Consider the following 9,251-nt stretch of genomic DNA (forward strand, 5'->3'; position numbering starts at 1 on the left):
TTTTATTGTCTGGAGAAAATTATGACAAAGGGCGAAAAGAAAAAAATAGGTCGCCCAAGTGAGCTAGCCGAATGTTTAGTCAAGGCTAAGGAGTATTTGCTTGGGGACTATGAAACATTTGGTGATGTAGTCCCAAGCGTTGCAGGTCTTGCTTGCTATCTTGGTAAGCATAAGTCATCAATGTATGAATACGCAAAACAAAACAAAGATTTTTCCGACACGTTAGAAGCAATCAAGACGTTACAAGAAAATAAACTTATAAACGGCGGATTAGCTAGTTCATTTAATCCAACCATTACAAAGCTGATGCTATCTAATCACGGCTATAGCGAAAAACAGGAAATAGATCATCAATCATCTGACGGCACAATGTCACCAAAACCAACTCGAATAGAGCTGGTCACACCTACAGAGTAAACACCATGACAACAGCACAAATCCAGTTACCTAAAAAATTGATATCTGTGTTTGTGGCTGAAAATGTCAGATATCGAGGCGCACATGGTGGGCGAGGTAGCGCTAAAACCCGTTCATTTGCATTAATGACAGCGGTTAAAGGTTATCAATTTGCAGAAGAAGGAAAAAGTGGCGTAATACTATGTGCTCGTGAGTTTATGAATTCATTAGCTGATTCATCAATGGAAGAAGTTAAACAAGCTATCCGCTCGGTTGATTGGCTCAACGATTATTATGATATTGGTGAAAACTACATCAGAACTAAAAATAGATTAGTTTCATATGTATTTAGTGGTTTACGTCACAATCTCGATAGTATCAAATCCAAAGCCAGAATCTTATTGTGCTGGGTTGATGAAGCAGAAAATGTTACAGAAATAGCATGGAAAAAACTAACTCCTACTGTTCGTGAGGAAAATTCCGAAATATGGGTAACATGGAACCCTGAGATAGATGGAAGCCCAACAGATAAACGATTCAGAAAAACCCCGCCTTCAAAATCGATTATTGTTGAGATGAATTACAACGATAACCCTTTCTTCCCAGAGGTATTGGAACAAGAGAGATTAGACGACTTAGAAAGGTTGGACCATGCCTCTTATGCTTGGATATGGGAAGGCGCTTATCTCGAAAACTCTGATAAACAAGTCTTAAGTGGTCGATATGTTGTTGAAGAATTCAATAACAATCTGCACAAACAGGCTGATCGCTTATTATTTGGTGCCGATTTTGGATTTGCTAATGACCCGAATACATTAATCCGCTCATTTATTCTTAACGATTGTCTGTATATCGAATACGAAGCATACGGCGTTAATATTGAGCTCGACGAGATGTCAGTCTTTTATGATTCAGTCCCCGAATCAAGAAAATGGATTATCAAAGGTGATTGCTCAAGACCAGAAACTATCAGCCACATCAAACGTAAAGGCTTCAATATCTCAGCAGCAAAAAAATGGCAAGGCAGCGTTGAGGACGGTATCGCATTTCTGCGTGGATTTAAGCAAATCATCATTCATCCTCGCTGTAAACATACAGCAGAAGAAGCCAGATTATATAGCTACAAGACCGACAGGGTGACAAATGAAGTCCTACCAATTATAGAGGATAAAAACAACCACTGTTGGGATGCGGTGCGTTATTCGCTGGATGGTTATATTAAACATAAACGCTCAGCAGGATTATTTATGAGGTAACAATGAGTTATTCTAATTTAACAGATGAACAGTTATTAAATACCGCTCAAACGGCAATTAATAATAATCAAGATATAAGTCGTCAACGATTAGTGTACGCATCACAAGGCTTAGTTAATAACACTAAAAGAGCCTACATCGATCGCGAGTTCGGTTATCCAGAAAACCTTACCTTCACAGACTTCTATAAACTGTATAAGCGCAATGGTGCTGCACGTGGTTTTGTTGAGCGATTAAGTGATATTTGCTGGCTAGATTACCCTAAATTTATTGACGGTGACATTCGGGAACAAGATTCAAAGCTGACAACGTGGGAGCAAATAGTTACTGATTTATTTAACGATAAATTGTGGTCCGCGATTACCGAAGCTGACAAGCGCGGAATCGTCGGCAAATATGCAGGGCTCATTATCCAACTTCGAGACGGCAGGCGGTGGGACGAGCCTGTGGATACCGTCGTATTGAATCGACTAAATCCACAGGATGCCATTGTTAAGTTAATTCCTGCATGGGAAGCTCAGTTAACGGCTTGCGAATGGAATAATGACGAAGCAGACGAAAACTATGGTCAAGTCAAAATGTACCAATTTAATGAAATAGCGGTAGGTGACAAATCAGGTAAGCCAAATATTTCTCGCAGGATACATCCAGACAGAGTGGTCATACTCAATGAAACATCCGTTATTAACTCCATGGATGATGGCGAGTCACAGCTTGAGGTCGGCTATAACGACCTAATCGACATGGTGAAATATTCAGGCGGTAGCGCAGAAGGTTTTCTTAAAAATGCCAGTAGACAGGTTCACTTGAATTATGATACTGACTCTGACATGGAGGAGCTGGCGCGAGAATTAAGAAATCGAGGTTTTGAAAAGCCTGCTGATGCATTAAACCGACAAATCGCATTGTTAAATTCAGGCACCGACAGCGCACTAATTACCTCTGGTGCTACAGCTAACATTCTATCGGTTGCTCCTGCCGACCCAAGCGCTGGATGGTCAGTATCTGCAAACAGTTTCGCTGCATCTGTCAGAATGCCATTTACCATTATATTTGGTCAACAAACAGGACGCTTAGCATCAGATGAAGATAAGACGGATTATGCAAAACGTGGAATGTCACGCCGTAATGGATTTTTGAGCACATTAATAAAAGAGTTAGTTAAGCAATTTATTACGCTGAAAGTTATTAAGCCATTAGTTAACGGTACGCTCACTCTTAAATGGTCCGACCTATTAGCACCAAGCCAGAACGAAAAAATCGAATTGATGCTCAAAATGTCAGACGTGAATGTCAAAGCTCAACAATCAATGGGTATTGCAGTATTTACTCCAAACGAAATACGAGAAGCTGGCGGTTATGAGCCCGATCCTGATTTAGAGGATATCGATATTGAAGAAACCGAAGATAATAAAGCCGATTCCGAAGAATCCGATATTGCCGAGAAGCAAGAATAATCCTACACTCACCAACAAACAAATTCTCCAAATGCGTAGCGAAATACAAAAACGCTACAAAACAATCAAACAATCAGTTATTGAGTATATCGAATTAAGCTTAGGCTACTATGCTAAAGCGCCGACTAAAACAGCGTTATTTATCGATAACAATCTCTATGTTGTAAATGCCTGTGTTAATTACACGGTTGACGGTAATCAGCTTGCCAGAGTGTTAACTCGCATTCAAGAATTTATTGATGAAAATCTGATTAATGGCGGTATTGAGAAGTTTTGGGCTGGTAAGTTTGTTGCTGATATGTATCAAATGGGTACTAATCGGACATTTCAAAATTTATCTATACAATCGCCACTATATTCGCAAGCTACATCATTGGAATCCTTATTATTTAGTGATGCTTACATTCGTCGAATAGGGCTTGCCTATACCGCAACATTCAACGACTGGAAAGGACTTGCGGATAATCTAAAGAGCGATTTGGGCTCCGTTTTAAGTAGCTCTGTGGCAAGAGGAATTAACCCACGAGAAACCGCCGATATTATCAGTAAGCGCATTGATATCTCACATAGTAGAGCTAAAGCTATAGCACAAACTGAGCAAGTAGGCGCACTTCGTCAGGCTACATGGGATGAAACTAAACGTACTCAAGAAGATTTAGGACTAAAAACAGGCTTATTACATATGTCTGCATTAAAGCCTAATTCTAGAGCTACGCATGTTGCTAGGCACGGGAAAATCTATACTGTTGAACAGGTAGAGGAATGGTACGAAGAGAATGGTAACAGATTCAATTGTTATTGCGCTCAAATAACGGTACTGCTTAATGAAAAAGGCGAGCCATACAACCAATCTAGCATCGACAGATTATTAAAAGAAGCCGACGAATGGGAAGGTCAATATAAACCGAAACAGCAGGCATCAACGGAAATTGAAGAGCTTAATGACTGGTCAAGAAAAAATATCACTGAAATTTCTAATATACCTAATGATATTGACGCTAAAGAACTGGTGCCATGCTTAAAATTGGTATCAGAAATTCAGGAACGGTTCGATTTACCACTGTTTAGATATGCAGGGTCAATAAATGGGGATGTTCATTACTATGGTGAGCCAAATAAAAAAATGCTGGCAGCATTCGCTCCAACCACTAATGCCCTAATTATTACAACAGGCAGTGTAGATAAAAAAGAATTGCTGTTGGTTGATTTATATAGTAAAACATTAGGGTTCAAGAGCGAGTCGTTAAATTCCGTTATTAATCTTAAGAATCAGCGATTAGCTAATATAATTAATGAAATGGATTATGTTACGTGGAACGCTGTACCAACACCTAGAGGGGTTTTTGCTCATGAGATGGGGCACGCATTACATAATCAGTATCGTGTAGAGATTGACAATATTATCTCTAAAGGGTGGGAACAGGGCTGGCAATACTCGATTAGCAAATACGGACAGGATAGCAAAAAGGAATTTCTTGCAGAATCCTTTTCACTTTACATTGAAAATCGCAATGAAGCTAAAAAGCGACTATATCCAGAATTATTTAAATTTTTTGAATCTTTAGATAAAGGCACCAAATGGAAAAAATTAAAAAGTTAATAGAGCAAGCCTCTAAGCTTGTTAATATGAAGCCGCTTCCTGATGATGCTGAGGAGCAGCTAAACGAAATAATCGAACAGGCAGATAGTGATGTAGAAAAGTCTATGTTATCTAGTTATGCCGAATCTCTATTTGTTGAGCGACATTCATAATCAAATCTCTTAAACCGCTTTGGCGGTTTTTTTATATCTAAAATCCACACGAGGTAAAGCATGACACTTAAAAGTGTGAATGTTTTATCTGTCGTTAATAGTAAATCCAAAATATCAACACAAATCATCGACGGTAAAGAGCACATTGTTATCAATGATGTGGTCCCCATCGTGGATGATATTGTCATGAATGGAATTTTCTATCCGGCAGATGAAATTAACAAATCGTACATGACACTGAATGACAATTTAATGCCATTAGACCACCCACGAATTAATAACGAGCATGTTTCTGCATTAAACCCACAAGCCATTAATAATTTTTATATTGGTGCGTGGGGTAGAAATGTTCGCAAATCTAACGACAGGGTGCTTATGGATGCGTATATCGATAGGAAATTTGCAGAAAGCACAGAGAAAGGGCGAATGCTTGTAAATCGTCTTGATGACATGATGAGCGGTAAAAACACCACGCCAATTCATGTGTCAACAGGGTTAACTTATACGCCCGACAATCAATCAGGCTCATCAAAAGGCAAGCGATACACAGCAATTGCTCGAAATATGAAATTCGACCATGTCGCTATATTACCCGATAAACAAGGTGCAGCTACACCAGATGATGGTGTTGGCATCTTTGTTAACTCGGATGGTGAAAAATCGCCAATTGAAAATGTAAGTCTTATTGATTGTTCAGACGATTCAATAAGCAACGTAATTAGTAAAACTATTAAAGAAGTTTTAAGCGTATTTAAATTTAATCAAAAAGAGGAAGAAGACTTAATGAAAGAAAAAATCTTACTAGCTCTAAATGCTGCCGGTATTAAAACCGATGGCTTATCCGATGAGCAACTGTTAAAGGTTTATAACGAGCAAACAACCAAGGAAGCGATTGAAAAAAAGAAAGCTTCTGAGGAAGAAGAAAAGAAAAAAGCCGAACAGGAGAAGAAAAACGCAACGAATGCCGAAGATGCACCAGCATGGGCAAAGTCATTAATGAACAAGGTTACAAATCTGGAATTAGCAGTGAATGCAAACACAGAAAAAGAACTCTCCGTTAAACGAGAAGCCGTAAAAGCTAAGTTCAACATGACGCAAACCGCAGTAAATGCGCTATCTGGTGAACCACTAGATGCTTTATATGCACAGTGCGTTAAAACAGCGCCTATTAGTGGTGGCTTCGCCAATAATTCTGATAATTCACTATTAAACATGGAGGCTCCAGAGTAATGATTCGATTTAAAACAGTGATTGGTGGTCCTGCACGCAAAAACGACCCACAAACGATTGACTTAAAAACAGGTGAAGCGATTGCTCCGTGTTCACTAGTTGCCGTTATCAACAACAAGCTAGTTAAACATTCAACGGCAGGTGAGCAAACTCAACCACTAGTTATCACCAATGACTATTTAGGTGGTCATGATATCCGTTCGGATGTCCCCGCTGATACAACTGGTATAGCAATCATCTGTGAAGATGATGTTACTTACCATGTTTTAGTGAAAGCTGGTGAGACTTTAAAGGTTGGCGATAAATTAACTTCTAACGGTGACGGTACATTGAAAAAAGCAAGTGGTACTGATGCTGTGCTGTTCTATGCATTTGAAACCTATACCGTTGGTACAACTGCTGAACAAGTCCGAGTTCGTAAAGCTTAAGGAGTAATAATGAAGAACGAAAAAATTATTTTTAACAAGAAACTGATTACCAATTCAGCTCAAGTTGCTCAGGCTTGGAATCAGTTAAAAGCAAGTCGTCAAATCTTTAACAACGCTCAAAAACAGATGAGTGAAATGCATGGCAATGCTATTGAAGTCAATCAGGCTGCAATTTTAACTCAAGATTACTGGCGTGAAGTAGATAACGTGACTACCCGTGTTATTCGTGATGATGAGGGCGCTCCGTTACTTGATGATTTACTGTCTTTAGGTACACCAATTTCAATTGGGAAGACTGCTGCGTTATATCGTGTTTCAAGTGATGCTGGCTATGTTAATCGCTCTATGTCGGGGCAAGAGCCAGAAACATTAGATAAAGTTGTTTATGACCATTACGGTGACCCAGTTCCAATCTTTAAAACTGGTTATGCTCGTGAATGGCGTGAATGGTTAGGTCTACAAACTGAAAATATTGATGCTATGTCAGATGACCAAGAGGCAGCAACCGCAGCGCTCCGTCGAAATATGGCGCAGTATATTTTAACTGGTGACGACAAAATCAAGGTTCAAAACTTTGAGGGCAAAGGCATTACTAACCATCCGCATACTAATCAAGTGGATTTAAGTGCGTCTGGTTTGAATATTGACTTAACATCAACAGCCACAAGTAACGACGATATTATTAAATTCTTCACAAAAGACTTTGTAGTCATTCTTGATGCTAATTTAGTGTCAGAACAATTAAAAGTCTTTATCTCTCCCGAAATTGAGCGCCGTTTAAATCTTCCTTACTCTAATTCAAATGGATTTAAAGAGGGGACAGTAAAAGACTATATTTTACGTTACTCAGCGCACATTGGTTCATTCACCAAAACATTTGAGTTAAAAGGTAATCACTTTATTGGTTACGTTCGTAATGCTCAGTACATTAAAACCCGTATTGCTGCACCAATTGGCTCATTCATGAAACAACGAGTTAATCCACATGATAACTATCAAACTCTTGTTTGGTCTGCGTTTGGCTTGCAAATTAAACGAGACTTTAACGGTAAAAGTAAAGTCTTTAACGCAAGGGGTTAATGATGAAATTAAGAGTTACAAATCGTGGCTGTTACGGTCGCATTGATGGTGAGGTTGCAGAGCTTCCGATTGGTCATGAGTTTGTTGTCCAAGAAATACCTATTGCTTTTGAAGGGCGAGTTATTGTATTGGAACAACAAACGACAGAACCAGAAGATAAAAAGAAAAAAGGTAAATAATTATGACGGTACAGGTAACAGCGGAAAATGTTAATCAAATGTTATCAGAGCTTGGTTATTCTGTACCGAGCTTAGTTATTGACGCAATTCTTAAAAAAGTAAATTCAATTAGTGATTGTTTGGTAGCGCATGACTATTCAGAAGCCGACCAGCTTTTAATATTGATTTACTCAGCTTGTTTACTTGCTCAAATGCAAGGAGCTAGAAAAATTGCCTCACAATCCGCACCCAGTGGGGCGTCAAGGTCATTCAAGTATGATGATGAGGGTTTTAAAGCCATGCATTCATTATTACGAAGCCTCGATGTTCATGGATGTACTGAGTGTTTGGGTATTTCTCGTTCGAATAAGCCGTTATTTTTAGTTGTGGGAGGTCACAATGAGTAATATAGCAAACTGGTCGTATACCGCTAAAGCCACGATATGGCGTGTTGCCGGCGAGAATGAATATGGTAAAAAAATATTTCACCCTCCAGAGCTAATTTACTGCGATTATGGGCTTGATTCTGCTGCAAGGCTAGGTGATATCGGGAAAGGGTTTGTTATTAAAAACACATTCTGGACTGAATACGCTTTAGCTAGTGAGGGTGATTTTATCTTGATTGGAGAGTCATCAGAGTTAGACCCAGTCAAGACTGGTGCTGATGAAATCAAGCATATTATTCGATATGCGGATACATTTGAACGGATAGCTGATGATTACGCATTAGTAACGGGAGAGTGACATGACGGTTAAGGTCAAAGTAACTGGCATTAATGAATGTATTAACCAATTAAATAAAATTGTTGGAGATGTTCAAAGTCGCAGAGCGGTAAGAGCTATTCATTCGGCATTAATACTTGGTGGAGGAAGAGCAGCAACATACACGCCAGTTGGTGATACCTCTAATTTAATCAATAGTCAATATCGTGAAGTGGTTTTTAACGGTAGTCGTTTGATTGGTAGAGTTGGTTATACGGCTAATTATGCAGCATATGTTCATGACCCTAATCGCCCGATGAAGTTCAGATTAGCCAGAGCAAAAAAAGAGTTCTTGTATAAAGGTTTTGAAGATGAGAAAGAGACAATTGACATGGTGATGAGAAAAGAGTTGCATATATGAAAATGTATATTCAAGTGGCTGATTACCTCCAAAATGCAAGGTTAACTGAGGGATTTACTGTTCAATATTTAAAGTGGAGAGATACAAAAAATAAAAGTAGTAAATTCATTGTATTTCGCCCTAATGGCGGGTCAATACTGAAGGCTAATTTAGGTAATGAGTATTACACGCTAGTCGATCTTGTCGGCGCAGTTAATGATATTGAATCTATTGATAATCACGTCTCAGCAATAGCTGATTACATCAAAAACAATCCTTACACAGATAATACAGGTCTTATTCAAGTTGTCGGCGCAATACCTGCACCAGTAATGACTGATGACGATAGATTAGTTTACAGGATTTTAGTTTCCTGCAAATTAGGTTAGCAA

At 38.9% G+C, this 9,251-nt stretch carries 13 protein-coding genes; all 13 read left to right on the plus strand.

The genetic code is table 11. The features are described from left to right. Positions 1-21: 21 nt before the first annotated feature. From J3U23_RS03545 to J3U23_RS03605, 13 genes are read left to right on the plus strand one after another with little or no spacing between them, the layout of a single operon-like run. On the plus strand, positions 22-417 hold the full coding sequence (locus J3U23_RS03545) for a DNA-packaging protein (protein ID WP_267338480.1): 396 nt from the start codon (positions 22-24) through the stop codon (positions 415-417). Positions 418-422: 5 nt separating this feature from the next. Further along, the gene (locus J3U23_RS03550; RefSeq protein WP_267338481.1) at positions 423-1,652 is read left to right on the plus strand and encodes a PBSX family phage terminase large subunit; all 1,230 of its coding nucleotides are present in this window, start codon (positions 423-425) and stop codon (positions 1,650-1,652) included. Between the two features lie 2 nt (positions 1,653-1,654). Next, a complete protein-coding gene (locus tag J3U23_RS03555) occupies positions 1,655-3,109 on the plus strand; it encodes an anti-CBASS protein Acb1 family protein (RefSeq protein ID WP_267338482.1) in 1,455 nt (484 codons plus the stop codon). A 31-nt stretch (positions 3,110-3,140) separates the two neighbouring features. Beyond that, positions 3,141-4,709: a phage minor head protein gene (locus J3U23_RS03560; protein ID WP_267338483.1), complete on the plus strand. Its 1,569-nt coding sequence runs from the start codon at positions 3,141-3,143 to the stop codon at positions 4,707-4,709. Between the two features lie 26 nt (positions 4,710-4,735). Beyond that, entirely contained in the window at positions 4,736-4,861 is a 126-nt protein-coding gene (locus J3U23_RS03565) for a hypothetical protein (protein WP_267331524.1), read from the plus strand. 60 nt (positions 4,862-4,921) lie between these two features. Next, positions 4,922-6,091 (plus strand): DUF2213 domain-containing protein, encoded by a 1,170-nt coding sequence (locus J3U23_RS03570; RefSeq protein WP_267338484.1) that lies wholly within the window; start codon positions 4,922-4,924, stop codon positions 6,089-6,091. Continuing rightward, complete coding sequence (locus J3U23_RS03575) at positions 6,091-6,519, plus strand: hypothetical protein (protein ID WP_267338485.1); 429 nt, start codon at positions 6,091-6,093, stop codon at positions 6,517-6,519. Before J3U23_RS03570 ends, J3U23_RS03575 begins: the two co-directional genes overlap by 1 nt. 9 nt (positions 6,520-6,528) lie before the next feature. Beyond that, positions 6,529-7,599, plus strand: a complete 1,071-nt coding sequence (locus tag J3U23_RS03580) for a major capsid protein (RefSeq protein WP_267338486.1) — start codon at positions 6,529-6,531, stop codon at positions 7,597-7,599. A 2-nt stretch (positions 7,600-7,601) separates the two neighbouring features. Next, positions 7,602-7,778 (plus strand): hypothetical protein, encoded by a 177-nt coding sequence (locus tag J3U23_RS03585; RefSeq protein WP_267338487.1) that lies wholly within the window; start codon positions 7,602-7,604, stop codon positions 7,776-7,778. A gap of 2 nt (positions 7,779-7,780) precedes the next feature. Then, positions 7,781-8,164 carry a DUF7370 family protein gene (locus tag J3U23_RS03590; protein ID WP_267338488.1) on the plus strand — a complete coding sequence of 128 codons (384 nt, stop codon included), beginning with the start codon at positions 7,781-7,783 and terminating at the stop codon, positions 8,162-8,164. Then, on the plus strand, positions 8,157-8,501 hold the full coding sequence (locus J3U23_RS03595; protein WP_267338489.1) for a hypothetical protein: 345 nt from the start codon (positions 8,157-8,159) through the stop codon (positions 8,499-8,501). The genes J3U23_RS03590 and J3U23_RS03595 overlap by 8 nt, the downstream gene beginning before the upstream one ends. Before the next feature lies 1 nt (position 8,502). Continuing rightward, on the plus strand, positions 8,503-8,880 hold the full coding sequence (locus tag J3U23_RS03600; RefSeq protein ID WP_267328474.1) for a hypothetical protein: 378 nt from the start codon (positions 8,503-8,505) through the stop codon (positions 8,878-8,880). Beyond that, a complete protein-coding gene (locus tag J3U23_RS03605; RefSeq protein WP_267338490.1) occupies positions 8,877-9,248 on the plus strand; it encodes a hypothetical protein in 372 nt (123 codons plus the stop codon). The genes J3U23_RS03600 and J3U23_RS03605 overlap by 4 nt, the downstream gene beginning before the upstream one ends. The last annotated feature ends 3 nt before the right edge of the window (positions 9,249-9,251 follow it).

The organism is Gilliamella sp. B3367 (assembly GCF_026536825.1).
GTDB classification, from domain to species: domain Bacteria; phylum Pseudomonadota; class Gammaproteobacteria; order Enterobacterales; family Orbaceae; genus Gilliamella; species Gilliamella apicola_E.

Bases quoted from the DNA above. Each gene is read 5' to 3' on its own strand.
- J3U23_RS03580 (WP_267338486.1), top strand. From the start codon at position 6,529: ATGAAGAACGAAAAAATTATTTTTAACAAGAAACTGATTACCAATTCA.
- J3U23_RS03575 (WP_267338485.1), top strand. From the start codon at position 6,091: ATGATTCGATTTAAAACAGTGATTGGTGGTCCTGCACGCAAAAACGAC.
- J3U23_RS03585 (WP_267338487.1), top strand. From the start codon at position 7,602: ATGAAATTAAGAGTTACAAATCGTGGCTGTTACGGTCGCATTGATGGT.
- J3U23_RS03555 (WP_267338482.1), top strand. From the start codon at position 1,655: ATGAGTTATTCTAATTTAACAGATGAACAGTTATTAAATACCGCTCAA.
- J3U23_RS03595 (WP_267338489.1), top strand. From the start codon at position 8,157: ATGAGTAATATAGCAAACTGGTCGTATACCGCTAAAGCCACGATATGG.
- J3U23_RS03560 (WP_267338483.1), top strand. From the start codon at position 3,141: ATGCGTAGCGAAATACAAAAACGCTACAAAACAATCAAACAATCAGTT.
- J3U23_RS03600 (WP_267328474.1), top strand. From the start codon at position 8,503: ATGACGGTTAAGGTCAAAGTAACTGGCATTAATGAATGTATTAACCAA.
- J3U23_RS03550 (WP_267338481.1), top strand. From the start codon at position 423: ATGACAACAGCACAAATCCAGTTACCTAAAAAATTGATATCTGTGTTT.
- J3U23_RS03570 (WP_267338484.1), top strand. From the start codon at position 4,922: ATGACACTTAAAAGTGTGAATGTTTTATCTGTCGTTAATAGTAAATCC.
- J3U23_RS03565 (WP_267331524.1), top strand. From the start codon at position 4,736: ATGAAGCCGCTTCCTGATGATGCTGAGGAGCAGCTAAACGAAATAATC.
- J3U23_RS03590 (WP_267338488.1), top strand. From the start codon at position 7,781: ATGACGGTACAGGTAACAGCGGAAAATGTTAATCAAATGTTATCAGAG.
- J3U23_RS03605 (WP_267338490.1), top strand. From the start codon at position 8,877: ATGAAAATGTATATTCAAGTGGCTGATTACCTCCAAAATGCAAGGTTA.
- J3U23_RS03545 (WP_267338480.1), top strand. From the start codon at position 22: ATGACAAAGGGCGAAAAGAAAAAAATAGGTCGCCCAAGTGAGCTAGCC.